The organism is Paenibacillus sp. P3E (assembly GCF_001909045.1).
Lineage (GTDB): Bacteria > Bacillota > Bacilli > Paenibacillales > Paenibacillaceae > Paenibacillus_AQ > Paenibacillus_AQ helianthi.
In genome coordinates, this window is record NZ_LVWH01000103.1 from 15,581 (window position 1) to 36,470 (window position 20,890).

Genomic DNA, 20,890 nt, shown 5'->3' on the forward strand with positions numbered 1-20,890 from the left:
CATAAGTGCTATTGACGTAAACGCTCATATTGCTGGGAAGTCATAATCCCCCGCCTGTGCGCGCTTTCCGTTTGTTACGGAACGAGACAGTACCAGACTTCCAGCAATGCGCCAGTATCCTAAACGGGAGTTTCCCCACTGGTAAGCCTGCCCTTCCGGTATCCCCAGCTTGCGCAGGTTCTGTACCCTGGTTCTCGGCTTCTTCCACTGTTTCCAGATGTACATCCGCAGACGCCTTCGCACCCATTCGCTCCAGCTTTGCAAGATCCGTTTCATGTCGGCCACATAGTAATAGCCGATCCATCCGCGAAAGTAGACTTTCACCTTCTCCATGACTTGTCGGACATTCCTGCCCTGACTGCGGCTCGTGAGTTCTTTCAGCTTCTTCTTTGCTTTGGTCAGGGATTGTCCATGGACGCGAATGTACACCCCACTCTTGTTCTTTCCCAAGGCAAAACCAAGGAATTTGAAATGCTTCCGCGCCACTACACTGACGACCTTGCTTTTCTGCCTATTTATCTGGAGTCTGAGTGTATTCTCCAGGTACTTCCGGCAAGATTCCAGAAGCCGCGTCGCTGCCCGCTTACTTTGAGCCAGCACTACGATGTCATCTGCGTACCGGATGACATTCACTCCCCGCCTGCTCATCTCCTGGTCAAATTCGTTCAGGTAAATGCTTGCCAGCAGCGGGGATAATGGCCCTCCCTGCGGAGAGCCTTCCTCCGTTTTGCAGTGCACCCCATTCTCCATAACCCCACTTTTTAGGTATTTCTTGATCAGTTCGGTTACTCGCTTATCCTGGATTTGTTTGCGCAACAGATTCATCAGCAGTTCATGGTTCAGGGTGTCAAAGTATTTCGAAAGGTCGATTTCTACCACGTGGCCGTAGCCTTGCTGTGCGTAATCTTTCACCTTACGGATGGCCTGCTGCGCGCTCCGCCCGGGGCGGTAGCCGTAGCTTCCCTCCGAAAAGAGCGGCTCAAACAGCGGTTGTAGCTGCTGGGAAATCGCCTGCTGGATCACCCGGTCTACGACCGTGGGGATGCCCAGCTTCCGGACTCCACTTCCATCGGGTTTAGGAATTTCCTTGCGCCGTACCGGGCTTGGTTTGTATTTGCCTTCCCGGATCTGTTGCAAAAGCTCGTCTCTATGTTCCTGCAGCCATGGCAGCGCTTTTTCTACGGTCATTCCGTCGATTCCGGGCGCTCCATGGTTGCATTTGACCTGTTTGTAGGCTCTGTTCAGATTGTCTCTGTCCAGAATCTGCTCCAGCAGGTCTGTTGCACCGTCTCTTTCTCTACGTTCCCGAACGCCGGCACTCCGCGCTCCCGCATACTCTTCGCGTTCCACGCTATCCCTCTGCAGGCAGCCCTTCCGGTATTCTGCTTTCATCGCGCCGACTCTCCTTCCTGTCTGTACTTGAGACTTACGATTGTTCGGCCCTTCCCGAGAAAAAAAACTTCCCGGTACTATGGCCTCTGCTGACTTCTCACAACAAGCTTTACTCCGTCGTTCGGATTTTTTTTCCTACCGGGCGTCTGTGAGACCTCCCCGAGTAAGAGCGATAACCTTCCCCTCATCCATCTGCCACATTTACATCATGGGATTCGGGCAGTATTGGACTTTGCTTTGGTTGGCAAGCTCGTCCGTCCCATGATGCCTTCTATGTGATTTCTGTTCGTCAGACCGAGGGTTTGCTTCCGGCTTCCTTCAGATTCCGCCTCACGGTGGACACCCTTGCCTTCAGCTAACAGTTCCTGCTGCCAAGCCTATAGCGGACTTTCACCGCCAAGTTATCGCCCATGCCGGGCGCACCAACAAATTGCCCCTTCCGCCGTTTCGGCAGAAGGGGCAATTTCAAGATATGATGGGTCAGTCGACTGCGACCATCAATGAGACAGTTCTGGCAATGGAATTTCTTAAATCGTCCAGGTTCTTTACAGCATCCGGAGCGGGAGAATTCCCGGCTGCTCCCACGGGACGATTTCCGGTGGAATATCGGCGGGCTAGGGCCCCGGTATCCGATCCGGATTCACCCCGGGAACAACCCTTCCACTCACTCAGCCATCCTGCTCACTCACCACTTATGTTCTCGCCCATCTATTCATCCAGCCCTTTTTTTACTCATACGTTTTCATTCATCTGTCCGCCGCCGCAGTCATGCTCCACTACCACGCATGCTCCACCCCCGGGTGTGTTGCTCAACCGGATCTCGCCGCCCAGCTTCGCTGCAAGCTGCTTTGCAATATACAGACCAAGCCCGGAATGCCCGTCCCTGCTGCCCCTGGCGTCATCCCCCCGGTAGAATTTCTGAACAGCCTTCTCCTGGTCTCTGCGGCTAAATCCGGGTCCGGTATCACAGACCTCGTAACAGATGCGGCTGCCGTGCACGGTAACCGCCACAGAAATGGAGCCACCGCCTGGCGTATATTCCAGACTGTTCATCACCACATTGTCGAGAATACGCTCTAGAAGCTCCGGGTCGGTGTGCAGGGATATTCCTGCAGCCTCCCCCATTCTCAGAACGATTTCAACGCCCTTCCGGCCAGCCTCCAGCGAGTAAGCCGTGATCTTGCGGTCCAGAAACGGTGCCAGCTCAAAAGTCTCGGGATGGAGTATGGAACCCGCCTTTTCCATATCCGATGTATACTGCATCTGCCGCACCCGTTCGCTGCTTTTGTCCGCATTCTCCCGGATCACCCCAAGATAGCGAAGAAGCTTCCCGTCTTTCGGGTCCCCGGAGTCAATCAACGCTTCGGCATAGCTGCGGATGATGGAGAGCGGAGCCTTGAGATCATGTGCCAGCGCTTCGACCATCTCCACCCGTTCCTGCTCCATCCGCCATTGTGCCGACAGGGAGCTCGCAAGCTCCGTTTTCATCTCGGCAAAAGCACTGCTGAGCTGGCCCAGCTCATTATCCGAATGATAGCTAATTTCGAAGTCGAGATCCTTCTCTTTAATCTTGCGGGCGGCTTCCATCAGCAGGCGCAGCGGCTTGTTGATATTGCCGGCAACAAGGCGCGAGAATAACAGCGAGAATAAGAGAATATAGAGAAACGGCGACACCAATGCACCGATAAAAATCACCGTTATCCACATGTTGCCGGATTCATTCACATAAGTAGGCTTCAGTGCGTAGGACAGCAGCACCGCACCTTTGACTGTGCCTTCGGCATCAATGACCGGCACCGTACGCACATATCTGCCTTGAATACCCGTGGTAGTATTCAGCAGCTTGTACAGCTCCGTTCGGCCGTGAATATGCACATTATCCAGTGTGCCATATAAGATGTCCGCATTCCCGTCCACCACCTGGTAAGTGATGCCCTCACCCGGAATCGCCGCTTCCAGCGCCGGTCTGGCGGATGAGGCAAGCAGCTCTGTTTGTTTCTGCAGAATATAGCTTTCGATGGCAGGCAGGCGTTTCTCATAATGATTGGCGGGATACACCAGCTTATTCTCCACCCGCATAAAGAGCAGCGCAGCCAGAGCATAAGTGATCACCGTCGCTACCACGCTAGTCAGGATAATATAGGTGAAGGCCAGTTGAAACTGGGTCTTAAGCGGTTTTTTGTTCATACGGCAGCTCCTTGATTAGTGAATGATCCATTTGTAGCCGATTCCCCATACCGTAGAGATATAATCGCCGGAGGGATCGGCCGCGGCCAGCTTGGCCCGGATCTTCTTGATATGCTCAACTACGGTCGATGCATCTCCTTCGGCATCATAACCCCAGACTTTCTCGTAAATATGCTCGCGTGAAAAAACCTGGCCGCCATGCAGCGCCAGCAGCTCAGTGATATCATATTCCCGCCGTGTCAGTGTGACCGGCTCCCCTGCTACGCTGACCAGCCGTTCCTTCAGACTCAGCTCCAGCTTGCCAAACCGCAGCCGGTTGTACTGCTGCGGCTTTTGCCGTGACCGTTCTTCTCTCCGCAGGTTCCCCTCGATCCGGGCCATCAGCTCGCGGAGGCCAAACGGCTTGATCACATAATCATCTCCGCCCAGCGTCAGTCCGCGGACCCGGTCCGCTTCCGACTGTCTGGCACTCAGGAAGATAATCGGACAGCATATCTGGTCTCGGATGCTGCGGCAGACTTCAAAACCATTCATCCCCGGCATCATAATGTCGAGGATGATCAAATCCGGTTCACGCTCCACCAGCCGGACACCTTCAATCCCGTCAGAAGCGGACAGCACCTCATACCCCTTGGCCTCCAGCTCATCTGTGAGCAGTTGAACCAAGGCTTCTTCATCATCGATGATCAAAATTCTGCTCAATTTATCCCTCCTGCCCTTCGCTATTCGTAGCTGTCACGGCCTTCCCATCTACAAAACCATAGTATACTACAAGCGGTCACAAGCATGAATACCATACAGGCTGGAACGAGACCCCGAACCAGATTGTCCCGCAGGAATCCTGATAACTGGAAGCCATCCGGTAGTGATACCCCTGGCATAGCCAGGCCGGGAAGCCCGGCAAGCCGGGCAGGCCAGGACCAGGGTACGTAGGGCCATATGGCATCACCTATGGAAGTGGTGCCTATGATGGCAGCCACCAGCAGACCCGCTCCCCCTGCTCCAACAGAAGCGCCCAGCCCGAAAGCCAGCGCCAGGTACAGATGCAGTACGCACAAGGCCAGGCTGCCCGCAAGCGCAAGCAGACCGCTGAGCAGGAAGATTCCTGCTCCAGGATGCTCCAGTTGAAGAATATACCGCATCCCGGGGAGCAGCACCAGCATGGAACCAAAAAGGAATACTGCAACCAGCAGAATCAGCTGCAGCAGCTTGCCAAGATAGATCAGCGTTCTGGGCGCACTCTGCCCCAGCAGGCCGTTGAAATGGCCGGCGTTCTCTTCCTGGGCAGCAAGCAGTCCGGCCAACAAACCTATACCGACAGGCAGAACTATACTAGCCGACTGGAAAAAGGAGTGGTGAATCTCATACGGAAGTTCCGATGTACGAACAGGGCGGGCGAAATACCATAATAGAAGCGCAGGATAGCCCAGAACTGCCATCCCTGTCAACCAGCGGACTGGTGTCCGCTTTGTTTTGAGCCAATCCGAGGCCATTAATCGCAGCAGCATGACTATTTCACCTCTTTCCGGTCAAACCATACTCCTGTTAGCCAGGAACTGGCCGCAAAAAACAGCAGTGAAACGGCAATTCCCGCTGGAATAACCGAGGTGTCCAGCAGGGGGTCCCCAGTTTCAAGCGGGACGCCATTTGGATGAACACCGGCTACCGGACACATCAGCCGCAGTGCCCAGCTCCAGGGCACATAGAGCCAATGGGGACCAGGTGCGGCAATGACACCAGTGAACATGCCTGCAACACCCAGCCCGATAGATGCGGCCATTCCTTTCCAGGCAGCAGCCATGAGCTGCAGAGGAATCAGGCTTAATGAGACCAGCCAAGTGAGCAGGCTGGCATATACTACCTTTTCCACAGGAAGGGTTCCATCCGTTATCAGCAGGCCTGCAAGCAGAGCAGCAGCAATGGTTCCCAGTGATGACAGAAGCAAATAGTAAGCAAGCACCATGATTTTGCCGATCCACAGTAACCCGGGACGGATATTGTACAGGCGTAAGCCGCGGTAATGGCCGGCCTTGCGTTCCCTAACCTCGGCCAGTGCACAGAGCAGCGCTGTGCCGAGCGGCACGAAAATAAACGGCCACCAGTTAAAAACCATGCTGAGGAACAGTTCCCCTGGCAAGCTCTGTCCTTTGGAAATGTACAGTAGGGCAATGAGCGCGAACAGTACAAAGAACGACGGGGCAGCCCAAACCAGCTTCACCGAAAAGCTGCGTTTGTATTTCAAATGCTCTGATTGAAGGATATTAAGCATGCTGCACACCCGCCTGTTCCCGGTTTCGGGCAACGACCTGCATAAACAGCGCTTCCAGATCCTCGCCTGTATGGATTTCGCTCTCATAGCCCAGCCGTCCACCGCTAATAATGCCGATATGATCGGCGATCTGCTCCACCTCGGACAGAATGTGGCTGGAGAGAATCACCGTGATTCCCTGCCCAGGGAAGGAACGGATCAGCTCCCTCAGCTCCTGAATGCCCAGCGGGTCGAGTCCGTTCGTCGGTTCATCCAGAATCAACAGCTCCGGCTGGTTCAGCAAGGCAATCGCTATACCGAGTCTTTGTTTCATCCCGAGCGAGAATTGGGACGCCTTTTTGGAACGTGTCTCCTGCAGATCCACTGTGCCCAGCACCTCTTCGATCCTTTGCGCAGGCAGTCTCAGCAGCTTCGCATGAACCATTAAGTTCTCCCTTGCCGTAAGGTTGCCGTACAGTGCAGGAGCTTCAATCAGTGCCCCGATCCGCTCCAGATGCCGTCTCTCCCAGGGCTTACCCCCAACCAGAATCTCCCCTTCACTTGGACGCAGAAGTCCTGTAATCATTTTTAGTGTAGTTGTTTTCCCTGCCCCATTGGGTCCAAGAAGTCCGTATACTGTGCCTTTCGGTATCTTCAGCGACACATCCGCCACGACCTGCTGCCGTTTGAACCGTTTACTCAAATGTTTTGTTTCCAGAATATATGGCCCCATCTAATCCCTTCCTCTCGTTACTGTGTGGAGACAGATTAACAAGAGAAAATAAAGATTTGATAATGTTTACCCGAATACTATTTGTCCGCTGTTATTGTTTAACCTCCGGTTAACTCCCTTGTAATATTCGGCTGTTACGATCAGGGCAAGAAGACCATAGGGAGGGATTCCATGCGCCTGGCCTTATTTACGGACACGTTTCTTCCGCAAACCAACGGTGTCGCCCGCACGCTTGGCCGGTTGACCAGCCACCTGAACCGCCGGGGGATTGAGCATCTGCTGTTTACACCCAAATCCGCCACTGAAGGCAGCTACCCCGATCCGGTTCGTCCTGTCGCCAGCATTCCTTTTTTTCTGTATCCGGAGTGCAGGCTGGCTCTGCCCAGCATGTCCTCGATTCAGAGCCAGCTGAATTCCTTCCAGCCAGATCTGCTGCATATGGCCACCCCGTTCAACATTGGCCTGTGCGGCCTCCGTTATGCGCATAGGCAAGGCCTTCCTCATGTTGCCTCCTACCATACCCATTTCGACCGTTACCTGGAATACTACCGGGTACGCCGAATTGTCCCCCTTTATTGGAAATACATGAAATGGTTCCACCGCTCTTGCGATGCTACGTTTGCCCCATCCCGGGAAACGATACGCACACTGCAGGAGCAAGGCTTCGAGCGGCTGCAGCTCTGGTCGAGAGGCATTGATTGCCGGCAGTATTCTCCGGACAAACGCAATGCCGCTGAAGTACGGGAGCGTTACGGAATCACCGAACCGCTGATACTGCTCTATGTAGGCCGGATCGCACCGGAAAAAGATATCTCCACCCTCCTGCAAGCCATACGGCAGCTGCCCGAATCTGTTGCGGCCGGGGTTCACCTGCTAGTGGTCGGTGACGGCCCTTTGCTGCCCGAGCTGCGGTCCCAGGCCCCCCGGAATGTGACCTTCACCGGTGTGAAGCACGGTGAGGAACTCGCAGAGCTGTACGCTTCTGCCGATCTGTTCGTATTTCCTTCCAGCACGGAAACCTTCGGGAACGTGGTGCTGGAGGCTATGGCCTCGGGGTTGCCTGTCATTGCCGCCGGTGCAGGCGGGTCTATGGAACTGGTGATGCCCGGGATTAACGGCGAGCTGTTTCAGCCGAATGATCCGGGAGCGCTGGTTGAGGAGATATGCCGCATGGCCAACAATTCGGTTCTGCGGGAGATCATGGGGAAGGAGGGACGGAGACAGGCGCTTGGCCGTTCCTGGGAACACATTTTTGACAGCCTGATCCGCGATTATGAAGGAGTGATCGACAGCAGACGCATCAAGACCAGGGCGAAGATAATCACAGCCTAAGGGGCAACGGAAGAATCCTGCCCCGGTTCTGCGGGGAGATGGTATGAATATGTATGTCTGCTGTAAGGTTTTATGTGTATCACGCATGTAGAAACGGCTGCGCCGTCCTTCACTGGACAGCACAGCCGTTTTGGATTGGGGATACCGGGCTACCTTGCTTTTCCCATCCGGCGGGTAAGCTGGTGCTTCCCCTGTCATTCCATTCCTCCTTGAACCCTGCGGCAGAGGCAGACCTAAGTGGAAAAAGTGAATTTAGATCTAAGCCTCCTGTTCTCCCGAAAGCGCTAGTTGGAAAAAGTAGACTTCAATAGGCCTATTTCCCTCTTTACAGCTGAATTTGCTTCGTTTAAGTCTACTAATTCCCACTAACACCTCAGCAGAAGGCTTTTGAGCATATTTAAGTTCACTAATTCCACTTCACTCCCCTCAGTACTAGAGTCCCATGCGGTCCTGCGGAGCCAGCTGTCCTTGCTCCAGTAAGTCATATTTGGACAGCTTCATATTCACAATGGCAAAAGCCCGGTCCAGCTCCTGCTGTTGACGCACCAGATCCTGCTTGTATTCCCGTAGAATGGCCGCACGCTGCGGAATCGTCGAATCGCCTTGAAGCGTAAGGTCTACCATTTGCTTCAAAGTGGCCACCGGTAATCCGGTTACCCGAAAACAGTTCAGGAGCGAAATAGACTCCAGATCCTTTTCCTCAAATATCCGATTCCCGTATTCGTCCCGCTGAAGCGCTGGAAGCAGCCCTTCCTTTTCATAATAGCGGATGGTATGCGGAGCCAGCCCCAGCTTCTCCGAAGCCTCTTTAATGGAGATTCCCAAGTAAGCCACTTCCCTCTGACCACTACAGTGATCCAGTTTCCCCCTAGTATACGGCTTAAAGTGTACTTTACGTCAAGACGGCTCAGATATTGAACCTCACTCCGGTCATCTGCTCACTGAGTACCCACAGCCGCCCAGCAGACTCCCGGTCAACGGCCCACGGCCAGACTCCCGAGCCCTGCACACTGTCTGCCGGAACAGCTTCGGCAATATCAGCATCCTCACAGTAGACGCCTCCCAGGCCATCAAGTTGTTCACTAACCGCACACCATACACTGGTTGCAGCTCCCTGCTCCGTAGTTTTCATGAAGTCAGGCTGTTCCATGCTTGGAGACAGTCCCCCCTTCTCTTTAGCGGATTGAATAGTCTGGATCGGCTTCACACCCCCCTCTTCTGACTCCAGGAAACGGCCAATTCCCGAGGAAGGAATGAGGCCTGGATGGACAGCGAAAGCCCGGACTCCGTACGCTTTGGCTGTATCATCCAGAGCTACTGCAAACAGTACATTCGCACTTTTGGACTGGGCATAAGCTTTCCATTTGTCATATTCCCGCCGTTCAAAGCTCGGATCACTCAGATCAACACCACCCAGGCGATGCGCCCGGGAGGAGACCGAGATGACCCGGGCCTGACCCGCCTGTTTCAATGCAGGCCAGAGACGGGCCGTTAGCTGAAAATGCCCCAGATGATTGGTGGCGAATTGCGACTCATAGCCGCGCGTATCACGTGCCAGGGGTGCAGCCATTATCCCTGCACTGTTGATGAGAAAGTGAAGCGGCCGGCCTGAAACGATGAACCGCTGGGCGAAGCTGTCAATAGAAGCGGGGTCCATCAAATCAAGGGCTTCCAGCTCCAGACCGGGAATGCCGGATACTGCAGCTATAGCCTTTTCCGGTGTCCGCGCCGGTACAATTACAGTGGCTCCCGCTTCGGCTAACACACGTGAGGTTTCCAGGCCAATTCCGGAATATCCACCAGTAACTATTGCTACTTTACCAGTCAGGTTCAGACCGCCGATTACTTCTTTGGCTGTTGTCTGGACGTCGAATCCCGTTGCTAGCGGCGCTTGTACCGTTCGATGATTATGTTTTTGTGCTTCCATGTATTATCCCTCCATATCGTTTGTTCGGGATCATCATATTCCTTAAAGTTCACTTTAAGGCAAGCCATAATTTTATTAATAACAGAGCAGCTTCCTCACATAACAAAAGCACATGAATTCTCCAAGGGGAATTGTTCATGTGCAAGTGTCATTCTCAATGTAATTTTCAGTACATATCTACTTAATCCTGCCGCTTAGACGGGCAATCAATCGATATCACGCTGAATGGTGCGCTGCAACACTTCGAAATTCTCAGCCAGCACCCGGGCACTGACCGTTTCACGGTTCAGCAGATAGAATGCCTTCCCCAGTAGACGGTCCATTTTTCTCCCGCTATGCCTGCTGCTTGTCCGAAGCCGCCTGCTGGATGCTTAGCCATTCACTTCCAAGCAGGCCGTAGGCATAGGTATCATGCCAGAGCGGATGTCCTTCAATATCGTTTTTGAAGTACCCTGTCTGAAGCAAATGCCCTTCCCGGCGCAGCTGCAGCCGCTCAAGCAATTGCCAGGAGGGATAGTTGCGGGGATCACAATGAGCAGTTACTCTGCGGATCTGCAAGTCACTGAATGCATATTCCAGCAGCCTTAGGCAGGCCTCTGTTGCATAGCCTTGGCCCTGAAATCCACTCCCAAAAACATAGCCGAGCTCCCAAGTCTGGAACGCCTGCGGCTCCTGCTGCTGAAAATAGAGATTGCCTATCATTTTACCGGACGCCTTCAAGCATACCGCCCAAAAAGCATGATCCGTAGAGCGCCTAAGCGCCTCCGCCTTACTCGCCTCCTCATCAAAAACCCCGTAAGGCTCGTACCTCACCACCTCTTCCCGGGAAAGATAATCATGCAAATCCTCCCAGTCTTCCGGCTTGAAGCCTCTCATCGTTAAACGCTGCGTTTCCAGAACTTCCATAGTCTTGTCCCCTTCATCCCTACTTCACCAATAATAGAACTCCCCACAATAGTAGCAATGGCGATCCAAAATATTCAATATATTTTCTTGTTAAATCCATATTTTACCGAAACATTCCTGCGGAGAAGCCGTCTATATGAACACTTGCACACCTTAAAGCCTGTTTCTCACCTCATTCACCCATCCTGAAAGGAGAACTTCATATATGGTCAAAAAAATGCTTCTGCCCGCCGCAATTGCATTGCTGCTGTTATCGGGTGCATCCCCTTCTCCGGTATCCGCCCAAAAGGCTGCAACCGTGCAGGTCGTGCTGACCTTCACCAATCACTCCACACTCGCAAGCGGCGAGACAGGGGATGGACAAATCAAGAATGGTGTCACCTATATGCCAGCTTCTATAATCACGCCTGCAGGCTTTGCACTCAAGTGGGACAATTCCAGTAAAAAAGCTGTTTTTAGCGGCTGGGAGAAAAGCTTCACCGTTCAGGTTGGCAGCCGCACCGGTGTGCTCGATGGCAAAAAGCTTGACACCGGCGGCACTCCTTACCTCTTCAATCATCAGCTCTATGTGCCTGTAAAATTCATCGTATCCGCTCTTGAGGGTAAAACCGTCCGCTGGAATCCACAAACGCAGCAAATCCTGGCGGACGGACTCCATATGTACCGTGCCTACTCCGAGAGCCACGCAGGTTCCGTTTACACCGCTTCCCTGGATACCGGCGAACTATTCATCACCACTGGAGGCAGCCCCAAGCGCAAGCTTGCTTCCCTGGGTAGCGGGCTGGATCTGGTCCACTTCAAATTTGAACAGACACCTGCTGGACTTACCATGCTGCGCATCAGCAATAGTTACGGGGAGCCTCATATTTATCGGGAATATTTCACCTACCTCCTCAAGAACGCTGCCCTTATCCGCCAGGCCCATACAGGTTTCCATTCCACCTTCAGCGAGCCAGCCGTATGGTCCGGAGGCAAGCTGCTGCTGAACGACGGCCACACCTTGCGGCTCATCGAGGATGGGACAGGGGATGTAATTGAAACCATAGATCTGCCCCAACTGATGGGCATAAGTAAAAGCAACCCTCCTGCCGTGTACTATAACGTCGAAGGCTGGTATTCGGATGTGGCGGTAATTCGTCCTGGTGATACAGGATTCTTGACATTGGTGAACCGCAGCACCGGTGCACAAACCCCGCTCTACAAAGTGCTGGTGGATGCAGACCGGCAGCGGGTGCTGGAGCAGGTCGATTCGATGTTCCCGGGAGACAATATCTTCCTGACCGGACGGACTGGCAACACCTTAACCTTTACCGGGTATATCACCGGCGACAAGGATGAAGTGTATACCTATACCCTTCCGGGCGGAAAGTAACCAGATACAAACAAACAAAGCATTCACATTCCACTACCCCTAGCGGCAATCTGCATCATTGGCCTCCAAGACCCGATTTTAACAAAAACCACGGCAAGCGTCTGGTACGCCTGCCGTGGTTCTCTTTAATTCCGCCACCCATTCCAACAATGATGCCGTACCAGATCAGGGTACAGTTCTTCTCCCAAGCTTAAGCTCAGCGCGATTTGCGCAGCTCGGCCAGAGGGGCTCCCTGTGCAAAAAAGCGTTCAATATTCCGCTCCACCGCTGCATCCGGGATCAGTGGAGGCGCCTGATGCGGCTTCACACGGGCGTCAATGATCACGTTATCGCAGAACCAGTGCTTGTTCTCTACACCACTGTTCACCCCATAGATATCATGTGAGGGATTGCTGCGCGTAAAGGTTGCCCAGAGGAAGTTGTTTAACGATTCACTCATGAATGTACTATCGTCGCACAGGATGATCATCGGACAGCTATCGAGCACACCTTGCTCCTGAATGGCGACACTCAGCTTGTCCGTCTCCTTCTGGGCTGCCGCATAATCAATAAACTTCGGTCCCTGCAATGCCACGATTCCCGGTATAATCATTTTTGCTTGTCCGAACGTCTGCAGATTCTTCAGAATCCCCGGTACCTCCGTACACAAGGTCCGCTTCTGCTCTCCCACCGCTGCAAAAACCACTTTACTGCCGCTGTTAATCCCCGTGCCGGAATAATCCAGGGTGTCTATCGTAGTATGGGTCTGAAAATGAATGTCCCGGTGCAAATTGATCCGCTCCAGAATATAGATCAGGAAATCCCCGATCTTGTGTGTGCTGACCGGCCGGTCTTCTTCCGCTGTAATGAACAGATACTTCGCCAGACTGAGCTGTCCTGTCCCGAGTATCCGGTTCGCGATGGTAAGCAGCTCCGCCGGCTGCTTCAGCTGCTGGTACGGGGTATAACGCTCGCTGCCGACGGCTAACAGCAGCGGATGTACGCCAGCTGCATCGACCGCATGCACCTCTTTGACTCCAGGCACCTCCTGCTTCACCGCTCCGCCTGTCAGCTCATGGATCAATTCTCCGAAGGCCGTATCCTCCTGCGGCGGGCGTCCTACAACAGTGAACGGGAAGATGGCCCCTTTTTTGGCATAGACCTTATGCACTTTCATCACAGGGAACGGATGGGTCAGACTGTAGTAGCCCAAATGGTCGCCAAAAGGCCCCTCCGGTCTGGTCTCCCCGGGATGAATCTCGCCGGTAATGACAAAGTCGGCATCACTGCTGATGCAGAAGCCGTCCGCATAGCTGTAGCGGAAGTGGCGCCCCGCCAGAAGCCCTGCAAAGGTCATTTCGCTTAAGCCTTCGGGCAGAGGCATGACCGCAGACAAGGTATGTGCGGGAGGTCCCCCGATGAAGCAGCTGACCTTGAGCGGCTGGCCTTTCTTCGTAGCCTTGGTCTGGTGAATGCCGATGCCCCGGTGGATCTGGTAATGCACGCCGACTTCCTTATTGATCTCATACTCATTGCCGCTAAGCTGAATACGGTACATGCCAAGATTGGAATTCATAATGCCGGGCTTGTCCGGGTCCTCGGAATAGACCTGAGGCAGTGTGATGAACGCGCCGCCGTCCCCAGGCCAATGCTTAATTTGCGGCAGGTCGGATATTCGGATCTCCTCGAAGCCCGCCGGAACGCCGCTCCCTTTTTTCAGTGGCAGGGCTTTTCTGGCGGCCAGCCCAGTGCCGACATATTTGAGCGGCTGCTTGAGCGCCTTCATTGGATCACTACGCAAGGCAATCACATCCTGGGATGACTCCCAGGTATCACGAAATATAAATTTACTGCGTTCTATAGTGCCGAACAGATTCGACACTGCGCGGTACTTCGAGCCTTTGACCTTCTCGAAGAGCAGGGCGGGACCACCCGCTTCGTAGACCTTCAGATGTATCGCCGCCATCTCAAGATTCGGGTCGACTTCCTCATGAATACGGACCAGATGTCCGTGTTTTTCCAAATCGGTAATACATTCTTCCATATTGCGGTATCTCATGGTCTTACTCCAATCTCCAGAAGAAATGTGAACTTCTTTTATTATCAATGAGGGGAGCCGCGAGGTCAACGCCAAGCGGTGTTCTGACAGGCGCTGATGCTCGAAATCAAAGGCAGAAATACCTTTGATTCCGCTCTCGCAGCGCTGGCCCACGAAACCAAAAAGAAGGCTTCTCCTCGCAGAACATTCTGCGGGAAGACAGCCTCCTACTGTAAAAATATACACTTGCGGTTCATCAGTCTAATCAGTCCAAAGTTTTCAAGGGCCACACCCCGGTAAATTCAACCTCATGATAAGCGTAAAAAGCACTCAGAATTTCCTCGCGGTCATCGGTGAACAGCTGATCGGCCACTCCGGCCACTAGCTTCGGTACCGCATTCTTCATGCCGGAGATGGCGGATGCCGACAGGCCACAACTGGCAAGCGCGGAATAGTTGAAGACGAACAGTCCGTGTACAAACTTGCGTCCCTCTTCCGTACGGGGCTGGAGCGCAAAGCCCGGGCTTAGATACGGGTGAGCATCCAGCAGCGCATTCGCCTCTCCAGACGGTGCTTCGTAACGGTCGCTCCAGCGGGCAATATGGCTCTCGACCTGACGCAACTCCGGACGCAGGCCCGGGTCGCTGAGCAGACCGGTGCTAACTACGAGAAAGTCAAAGGAGAATTCACCTTTCGGCGTTGTCACTACTGCCTTGTCTCCGATAGCTTCGACCTTCAGCCACGGCGAACCCAGATGAAGCTGGAAGCCCGGCCAAGCCGCTGCACGGGTAAAGGTATCATTGGTCGGCGGCTGATTGAATTTGAAGAAATGCGATATCACTGCATATTTCTCCGGGTCAGACAGCGTATGGTACCGTTCAATCATACCTGAAACTTCCATCTGGCGGATCGGATTAACATTCGGAAGCTGCTCGCGGCGGACAAACACATGGGCTTCCGCTGCCCCCCCGGAGAGCAGATAATTCGCGTTGTCGAACGCTGAGGCTCCGCCGCCGAGAATGGCGATTCTTTTTCCCCGGAGGAACGTATAGTCCATATCCTCTGAGGTATGGGCATACATGGCTTTCGGCAGATGGTCAGCTACCATCGGGGGCACATGCCATTCGCCTCCCCCCTGGATACCTGTAGCCAACACTACCTTACGCGCCAGCAATGGCTCCTTCGGCGCTCCAGCACCTGAGATATGAAGGCGGTGAATTCCATCTTCACCAGGTTCTATCAGCTCTAGCCGGACTTCATTGACCACGGGCAGGTCCAGAACCCTCCGGTACCAACGCAAATAATCCATCCAGTCGCCGCGCGGGATTTTATCGACGGCCTCCCAGCTCTCAGCCCCGTTCTGCGCCTCCCACCAGGAGCGGAAGGTTAATGAAGGAATCCCCAGATCAACCGAGGTTAAATGTTTCGGTGTTCGCAGCGTGACCATCCGGGCGTAAGTTTCCCAAGGTCCTTCCAGCCCTTCACTGTTCTCATCGATCAGCAGAATGTTCGATATCCGTTCACGGAGCAGTCCAAAAGCCGCTCCGAGGCCGCTTTGCCCACCGCCCACAATTACAACATCATATACATGGCCTGCCGGATGGCTCAGCGGCCGTACCCAGTCTGGACCTCCATAGGCAAGATAGGAAAGATCCGTTTTCACTCGTTCATTTAAGGTTTCCAGGCTCATTCTTCCTCAGACCTTTCGGGTAGCATCTTTAGGCCATATTATAACGTGTAAGCCCCGGCTTTTGAATGGATATGTCAGGTTTATTGTCATTGCATCCAAAATCCCTGAACCGGATTGTATCCAATCACTAACATTTGGGGTCTAACCCTACTATAATATTGACAAAAGAATAAATCTTGCTACCGAATGGTATCCGTGTTAGATTTCCCGCCACTGGCTGGACTGTTTCATTGTTCACTTAAAGCTCCGCTCTGATAAACTCCAGCAGCCTTTGCTTCTCTTCCTCGACGATAGAATCAACGTCCAATTTACGTGCAGCGAGCGGAACCAGCCACTGTTCCACCTCACGGTAAGCAATCCCCGTCAGCCGTTCGTATTCTTCGCTGAATACCCGGATGATATGTTCTCTTACGGAGTCAAAGAAATCCGGCACACCCGCAGGCAGACCCGGCGGCAGAACCGAATAGCGGATCATGATGATGTATTCACCGAGATCCGCTTCGGGGTTACCGGTCGAAGCATTCATCCAGTCGATAACTACAGGTTCGCTATCCCGTATCAGGATATTTCCCGGGTTGGGGTCTCCATGACAGAGCTGGTACTTCAAAGGCAGGCGATCCAGCCGCTCAACGACCCGCTTCTTCTCATCTGAAGTCAGATAACGGGCTGAATGGATATTCCATTTCAGCGCTTCGCGCTGCGGTGGCATCGAAGGGATCACCTGGCTATGAATGTGGCTTAGGCTGCGGGCGGTGATGCGGATATTCTCATCGTCACTGTCCGTCCATTTCCTGTCTGCAGACACCTGCATGAACAGCTGTATGAACCGTTCCATTAGCGACTCCCCATAGATGCGCTCTGTCACCATCCCCGGACGGCCATCGACTTCGGTTAATTCGTAGGGGCGCGGCACAGTCAGTCCTTTTTCCCAAGCCGCTTGCGTATTGCTGAACTCTCTAGCCAAGGCATCCATTCCGGTATTGCTCTTAGCAAGCTTGATAACCTTTGACGTATCTTCCCACTCGTAAATTTCCGCACATCCGCCTTCGCCAATCTTCATTCCCAGTAATCCATTCACAGCTCAGATTCCTCCTTATTTGAAAAAGCGGTCTCACCGGATGAGTGCTCCACTATACGCCTGAGCTGCTCCTGTACATTCTCCATACACAGCCCGCCATGATAGCAGACAATTTGGTCAATGTCGTAATCCAGCAATCTATTCAGGGAGTTGAACGCCGCCGGCAGGTCAGGTGTGGTTTGATTGGTTGGGGTTTGCAGCTCCCCGTTTACGGAAGGCAATGCGTCTCCGGCAATCAGTATCCTGCTTGTCTGCAAATACAAACTGATATGTCCCGGGGTATGCCCAGGAGTAAAAATCACTTCAACACCACCACAAAAATCAAGCACATCCCCGTCATTTAGCGTATGATTCACCTTTACATGATAAGGAAGGTCGAACATATGCTGCAGCTGTGGAGGCAGTTCTCTTTTTAATAGCGGAACCGTTCCTTCGATGAAAGGCTGATCCAGTGCGTGGGCATACACCACCAGCGGTCTATCTGCTAATTCCATCAGGTCCTGCACACCGCCAATATGATCAATATCCTGATGGGTCAAAATCACGGCAGATAACCGCTCGACAGCTACGCCGGCCCGCTTCATGCCTTCTACTATCTGTGTGCCATGCCCGTAAAAGCCCGCATCGATCAGGATCGCCCTATGTTCGTCCCACACCAAAGTGGAATTCAAAATGATGCCCTCGATTTCTAGCGGTATGATGGCTGCGCCTTCTGCTATATTCATTTTTAGTTCCTCCTTGCCGTTTCAAGGACCCTTTCAAGTTTAGAATGAGTAAAATACTTCTTTGCCTGCAATAAAATCTTTGCATAGGGTATTACAAAGCTTTGCCGCACTCTCTTTGATCCAGTTATTGCGTGTGGAGTCATGTATAAAGAAAAGATAGCTGATAAAAGTATCCATAAATATCTGCCCCTCAATATACCTTATTTGCTCCCATGAAAAATCTGCTGCTGAAGCATAGCCCTGTAAAAAAAGCTGACGCAACTCACCGGGAAGAACAGTCCCCGCGCTGCCCAGATCAAATAGATAGTAGCCATACCCGCAAAAACCAAAGTCTATTAAACAAGGCCCGCTTTCGGTGATAATCACATTCCCAAGCTGCACATCCGCGTGTACAAGCCCCCATTGCCCTGGAAGGGTCTCCAGCACTTGGAGCTGCCTTTTTATCATTCCGAGGACCTGGACAATGATCTCATATTGTTCCTGACTGTACAGATCTGAATCTACGCCGTATTTCAATTCTTCAACCGCAGTATCAATCCTTTCTGCATCATACACCGGTCTTTGCAGACCAGGAAGCTCAGTATGACGGGAGAAATGATGAAATGCAGCGAGCTTTTCCCCCAGCTGATAAGCAATTTGCTCCATGTTGTCTTCTTGTAAAGTGAGCGTAGCGCCCTCTATCCATTCCAGCAGGGTAGCATAACAAATATCCTTGCCATCGTTTACATATTCGGTTACGAGCCCTCCGGTCCGGTTGGCTACCGGCTTCTGCACATGAAGTGCCTGGTCCTTGGACAGCTCCTGCAGGATGTACATTTCTGATTCCAAGCCCTGCTGCGTATGCTGAATCCCGAGCAGGCCTGCTGTTGACGGACTATGAATACGCAGCAAGTATAGTCTGCCTTCCTTTAGATCCGTAACCTTAAACGTCATATTTTCATTATGTCTGATAAATTCAACCATCGGCTCCTGAAGCGTATAGAATGAGAGCACTTCTTCTGCTGCTTGTATACTCAATGTGTACACCTCTCTTCTATTTTCTTCTTATTTATTTCACCCAGCATATATCTGGCAAAAGCGGTCAGCCCATGGCCAAGGAGCCATGCAGGTATATCCCTGTCAGGCTTGCTTCTAACTCTTCACTACAAATCGTTGTAAACCTACTCAGAATCTTCTCCATTTGCATGTCCACTCTTTTTGTACCTCCTTGCAATCATCAACTTCCATTATATTCAAATGACTGGCGGATTTATAGGTAAAGAATGAGTAGAATACAATGCGTTCTCCACGCTAGAGCAGCCCGCAGAAACTCTGCGGGCTACTGGCGAGTGCTATATCGACAAGGGGATATCACCGGGTTAATCCTGTGACTGGATATCCTCCAGCTCCTGATTGATCCTATCGACTATGGACTGAATAGAATCCTGGTCATAAAAGAACCCGATATTTGCCGGGACCGGCTCTGCCGTTTCATGATTGAAGTCGTTAAAATTCATGCCTTCCTTCAGCCAATAGGCCTGTTTCTCTGTAAGCTCTTGCCAGTTGCTCACCGGATACTGTCCGCTTAGATCAATTGCATACACGACCCTATGGCCCATATCCACATATAAATGGCTGTCCTTTCGCCGTGGAGGCTGGGGACGTGCCGAATTCAGCAGGACCTTGCGGGCGAATTCCTTGCCGGACATCTGAAGCAGGATGACCTCACCAGTGTCTTCATCCACCCCAAGCATCAGATGGGGAACAAATCCGGCAAAAAAGCGAAGCGCAGCAGAATGGCGCAAATTCTCGTCAAAGAACCAGCCGAGCGGCATCACATTGTATTCCCTATCCGGCAGGTCTGAATAAGCAATTTTCAGCAGGTTTTGCAGTGTTTCGGTGTCCGGCGCTTCATAAGGCTCCAGGGCATCCGGATTTACCATATAATTGATGATCGTCCGCTTACCCCCGCTGATTCTGTCACTCATATCATGATGCCTATAGAGATCTTCCAGCACCGGCAGAATTCCGGTTTGCGTATCCCCGAACAGCTGCCGTGATTCCGGCTTCAACTCCTGTAGATAGATCGTTTCAACGCTTCCTTCGCGTATACACTGCTTCACATCTGCAAAATGCGGTGCAATTTCTGTAAGGATAAGCTGGCGGATCCTCTCATCCTGTGCTGGAATGCCTATTCTATATACTTCCGACAACCAGGCATTCCCGGCAGTGAAGTACTGCGCGGCTGCAGTCATACCGGGAGGCGATGATTCCAGCTCCATTTTCTCCATACGGAAGCTTGAACGCTTGCCGAAATCAAGCCTCTCTGCCTGCTCACTGTATTCCACCCGGCTATAACCTTGATCCACTCATACATCGGCCAGCCCCCTCTCATATAGAAACAAAATGACTTCAGCAATATATTTCTGCTGCTCCTCGTCGGGAATCATATGCCCGGAGTGAAGAAATTCCACAACGTGAAACGGGGAAAGGTACTGCTTGTACTTGTCCAAGGTCTCCTCGGAGATATCGGATGGAATCTCTGCCGCCTTATTTCTTCCGGCAAACAAGGTTACTGGAAGCTTAAGCTGAGCCAGCTGTGAAGTGAAGTCCATCTCCTCTGCATCACGTCCCAGCCCCTCCAGCGCTTCCCGCCGCATATAATTGAGTATAGGCACCTGCTGATAAGTCAGACCGCACCAGAAATCCACGGTTTCCGGTGATACACTTCGATGGATTGGCGGCTGGTCTACAAGAATAAGGCCTTTTATCTGTTCTTGATTCTGTAGACTCCAGCCAAGCGCGTAGGAAGCGCCTCTGGAAAATCCCAGCACGCAGTAATGTTCAATTCCGGTGTGGGTAACGACAGCGGCAATATCCGATAAATGATCCTCTAGATCATAGCCGCCATAAGGTGTTGAGCTGAGTCCTCGTCCCCGGAAGCTGAAGGATACGGTATGTCCCGGTAAATTCGATAATAGCGGAATGGCCCGCTCCGCAGGCTCCCACAGTCCGCCTATCACAAGCAGCGATGGCATAGTGGAAGAAGGCTCTCCATTCTCCAGCACATGCAGCACCACAGCTCCGTTATGTACAAAATAGCTTTTCAATTCTACATCTCCTCAACGCAGGATGAATTCAGGGTTCGTATTCGTTAAGAATATCATGGTGACCGATAATTTTGAAATGCTATAGGTCCTGACGACTCTATCACTAGATGATCACAGGAACTCACTGTACGAATACTTATTAAGCGTACCAAAAAACGCGCACCGCCTGGTACGCGCCGTTTAAGCTCATCTCA

General features: G+C 52.5%; 19 protein-coding genes. 2 read left to right on the forward strand and 17 right to left on the reverse strand.

Annotated elements, in window-relative coordinates; all coding sequences use genetic code 11:
* Positions 1-24: 24 nt before the first annotated feature.
* The 6 genes from ltrA to A3842_RS09705 form a co-directional block, all read right to left on the reverse strand.
* Positions 25-1,392 (reverse strand): group II intron reverse transcriptase/maturase, encoded by a 1,368-nt coding sequence (gene ltrA, locus A3842_RS09680; protein WP_074101199.1) that lies wholly within the window; start codon positions 1,390-1,392, stop codon positions 25-27.
* Positions 1,393-2,124: 732 nt separating this feature from the next.
* The gene (locus A3842_RS09685; RefSeq protein ID WP_074101200.1) at positions 2,125-3,579 is read right to left on the reverse strand and encodes a sensor histidine kinase; all 1,455 of its coding nucleotides are present in this window, start codon (positions 3,577-3,579) and stop codon (positions 2,125-2,127) included.
* A gap of 15 nt (positions 3,580-3,594) precedes the next feature.
* Positions 3,595-4,281 carry a response regulator transcription factor gene (locus A3842_RS09690; RefSeq protein WP_074101201.1) on the reverse strand — a complete coding sequence of 229 codons (687 nt, stop codon included), beginning with the start codon at positions 4,279-4,281 and terminating at the stop codon, positions 3,595-3,597.
* Positions 4,282-4,301: 20 nt separating this feature from the next.
* Positions 4,302-5,087, reverse strand: coding sequence for a lantibiotic immunity ABC transporter MutG family permease subunit (locus tag A3842_RS09695; protein WP_074101202.1), 786 nt, complete (start codon positions 5,085-5,087; stop codon positions 4,302-4,304).
* A 2-nt stretch (positions 5,088-5,089) separates the two neighbouring features.
* Positions 5,090-5,848 carry a lantibiotic immunity ABC transporter MutE/EpiE family permease subunit gene (locus A3842_RS09700; protein ID WP_074101203.1) on the reverse strand — a complete coding sequence of 253 codons (759 nt, stop codon included), beginning with the start codon at positions 5,846-5,848 and terminating at the stop codon, positions 5,090-5,092.
* Positions 5,841-6,560: a lantibiotic protection ABC transporter ATP-binding protein gene (locus A3842_RS09705; protein WP_074101204.1), complete on the reverse strand. Its 720-nt coding sequence runs from the start codon at positions 6,558-6,560 to the stop codon at positions 5,841-5,843. Before A3842_RS09705 ends, A3842_RS09700 begins: the two co-directional genes overlap by 8 nt.
* Positions 6,561-6,731: 171 nt before the next feature.
* Here A3842_RS09705 and A3842_RS09710 point away from each other — a divergent pair, with 171 nt between their 5' ends.
* Positions 6,732-7,892: a glycosyltransferase family 4 protein gene (locus A3842_RS09710; RefSeq protein WP_074101205.1), complete on the forward strand. Its 1,161-nt coding sequence runs from the start codon at positions 6,732-6,734 to the stop codon at positions 7,890-7,892.
* A 432-nt stretch (positions 7,893-8,324) separates the two neighbouring features.
* On the opposite strand, the gene A3842_RS09715 is transcribed toward A3842_RS09710, so the two are convergent.
* The 4 genes from A3842_RS09715 to A3842_RS09725 form a co-directional block, all read right to left on the reverse strand.
* A complete protein-coding gene (locus A3842_RS09715; protein ID WP_074086375.1) occupies positions 8,325-8,717 on the reverse strand; it encodes a MerR family transcriptional regulator in 393 nt (130 codons plus the stop codon).
* Between the two features lie 82 nt (positions 8,718-8,799).
* On the reverse strand, positions 8,800-9,819 hold the full coding sequence (locus A3842_RS09720; protein WP_074101206.1) for an SDR family NAD(P)-dependent oxidoreductase: 1,020 nt from the start codon (positions 9,817-9,819) through the stop codon (positions 8,800-8,802).
* Between the two features lie 206 nt (positions 9,820-10,025).
* On the reverse strand, positions 10,026-10,142 hold the full coding sequence (locus A3842_RS33880; RefSeq protein ID WP_143186228.1) for an HTH domain-containing protein: 117 nt from the start codon (positions 10,140-10,142) through the stop codon (positions 10,026-10,028).
* A gap of 10 nt (positions 10,143-10,152) precedes the next feature.
* Positions 10,153-10,725, reverse strand: coding sequence for a GNAT family N-acetyltransferase (locus tag A3842_RS09725; protein ID WP_074101207.1), 573 nt, complete (start codon positions 10,723-10,725; stop codon positions 10,153-10,155).
* 205 nt (positions 10,726-10,930) lie between these two features.
* On the opposite strand from A3842_RS09725, the gene A3842_RS09730 reads away from it, so the two are divergent.
* Positions 10,931-12,097, forward strand: coding sequence for a copper amine oxidase N-terminal domain-containing protein (locus tag A3842_RS09730; RefSeq protein WP_074101208.1), 1,167 nt, complete (start codon positions 10,931-10,933; stop codon positions 12,095-12,097).
* 196 nt (positions 12,098-12,293) lie between these two features.
* Here A3842_RS09730 and A3842_RS09735 read toward each other — a convergent pair whose 3' ends face one another.
* The 7 genes from A3842_RS09735 to A3842_RS09765 all read right to left on the reverse strand — a co-directional run bounded on the left by A3842_RS09735 (position 12,294) and on the right by A3842_RS09765 (position 20,696).
* Positions 12,294-14,135 (reverse strand): UbiD family decarboxylase, encoded by a 1,842-nt coding sequence (locus A3842_RS09735; RefSeq protein ID WP_074101209.1) that lies wholly within the window; start codon positions 14,133-14,135, stop codon positions 12,294-12,296.
* Between the two features lie 244 nt (positions 14,136-14,379).
* Positions 14,380-15,804, reverse strand: coding sequence for an FAD/NAD(P)-binding protein (locus tag A3842_RS09740; RefSeq protein ID WP_074101210.1), 1,425 nt, complete (start codon positions 15,802-15,804; stop codon positions 14,380-14,382).
* Between the two features lie 238 nt (positions 15,805-16,042).
* Positions 16,043-16,882 carry a phosphotransferase family protein gene (locus A3842_RS09745; RefSeq protein ID WP_143186229.1) on the reverse strand — a complete coding sequence of 280 codons (840 nt, stop codon included), beginning with the start codon at positions 16,880-16,882 and terminating at the stop codon, positions 16,043-16,045.
* A complete protein-coding gene (locus A3842_RS09750; RefSeq protein ID WP_074101211.1) occupies positions 16,879-17,607 on the reverse strand; it encodes an MBL fold metallo-hydrolase in 729 nt (242 codons plus the stop codon). The genes A3842_RS09745 and A3842_RS09750 overlap by 4 nt, the downstream gene beginning before the upstream one ends.
* Before the next feature lie 39 nt (positions 17,608-17,646).
* Positions 17,647-18,624 carry a phosphotransferase enzyme family protein gene (locus A3842_RS09755; protein WP_074101212.1) on the reverse strand — a complete coding sequence of 326 codons (978 nt, stop codon included), beginning with the start codon at positions 18,622-18,624 and terminating at the stop codon, positions 17,647-17,649.
* A gap of 341 nt (positions 18,625-18,965) precedes the next feature.
* Positions 18,966-19,955 (reverse strand): hypothetical protein, encoded by a 990-nt coding sequence (locus A3842_RS09760; RefSeq protein WP_074101213.1) that lies wholly within the window; start codon positions 19,953-19,955, stop codon positions 18,966-18,968.
* Entirely contained in the window at positions 19,956-20,696 is a 741-nt protein-coding gene (locus A3842_RS09765; RefSeq protein ID WP_074101214.1) for an alpha/beta fold hydrolase, read from the reverse strand.
* Positions 20,697-20,890: the final 194 nt, after the last annotated feature.

Bases quoted from the DNA above. Each gene is read 5' to 3' on its own strand.
- A3842_RS09720 (WP_074101206.1), bottom strand. From the start codon at position 9,819: ATGGAAGCACAAAAACATAATCATCGAACGGTACAAGCGCCGCTAGCA.
- A3842_RS09740 (WP_074101210.1), bottom strand. From the start codon at position 15,804: ATGAGCCTGGAAACCTTAAATGAACGAGTGAAAACGGATCTTTCCTAT.
- A3842_RS09710 (WP_074101205.1), top strand. From the start codon at position 6,732: ATGCGCCTGGCCTTATTTACGGACACGTTTCTTCCGCAAACCAACGGT.
- A3842_RS09735 (WP_074101209.1), bottom strand. From the start codon at position 14,135: ATGAGATACCGCAATATGGAAGAATGTATTACCGATTTGGAAAAACAC.
- A3842_RS09725 (WP_074101207.1), bottom strand. From the start codon at position 10,725: ATGGAAGTTCTGGAAACGCAGCGTTTAACGATGAGAGGCTTCAAGCCG.
- A3842_RS33880 (WP_143186228.1), bottom strand. From the start codon at position 10,142: ATGGACCGTCTACTGGGGAAGGCATTCTATCTGCTGAACCGTGAAACG.
- ltrA (WP_074101199.1), bottom strand. From the start codon at position 1,392: ATGAAAGCAGAATACCGGAAGGGCTGCCTGCAGAGGGATAGCGTGGAA.
- A3842_RS09705 (WP_074101204.1), bottom strand. From the start codon at position 6,560: ATGGGGCCATATATTCTGGAAACAAAACATTTGAGTAAACGGTTCAAA.
- A3842_RS09695 (WP_074101202.1), bottom strand. From the start codon at position 5,087: ATGCTGCTGCGATTAATGGCCTCGGATTGGCTCAAAACAAAGCGGACA.
- A3842_RS09730 (WP_074101208.1), top strand. From the start codon at position 10,931: ATGGTCAAAAAAATGCTTCTGCCCGCCGCAATTGCATTGCTGCTGTTA.
- A3842_RS09700 (WP_074101203.1), bottom strand. From the start codon at position 5,848: ATGCTTAATATCCTTCAATCAGAGCATTTGAAATACAAACGCAGCTTT.
- A3842_RS09685 (WP_074101200.1), bottom strand. From the start codon at position 3,579: ATGAACAAAAAACCGCTTAAGACCCAGTTTCAACTGGCCTTCACCTAT.
- A3842_RS09750 (WP_074101211.1), bottom strand. From the start codon at position 17,607: ATGAATATAGCAGAAGGCGCAGCCATCATACCGCTAGAAATCGAGGGC.